Genomic DNA, 220 nt, shown 5'->3' with positions numbered 1-220 from the left:
GGCCCCACACAGGTGTGCGAACGCGGCCTCGCTGCGCAGCCGGTCCGGGTTGTCGCCAGCGGTGACCAGCAGCTGGCCGGCGATCTCAGTGCTGATGCCCAGCAGCCCAGTGGTCCGCGGCGCGGTGCGCTGGGTCAGCGGCCGCAGCTGACGGTCCGCGGCGGCCACCTCCTCCAGGAGCGCCTGGACGCGTCGAGCGACCGCCCGGAGGGCTGCCTTG

General features: G+C 75.0%; 1 pseudogene. It reads right to left on the bottom strand.

The window, feature by feature from the left end:
* Positions 1-220, bottom strand: a pseudogene (locus PSD17_RS00010) (IS110 family transposase); the annotation flags it as partial.

It is taken from the genome of Pseudonocardia sp. D17 (assembly GCF_036984265.1).
GTDB lineage: Bacteria > Actinomycetota > Actinomycetes > Mycobacteriales > Pseudonocardiaceae > Pseudonocardia > Pseudonocardia benzenivorans.
Note: the sequence above shows the minus strand (reverse complement) of the source record. Positions and strands in the feature narration are given on the sequence as shown.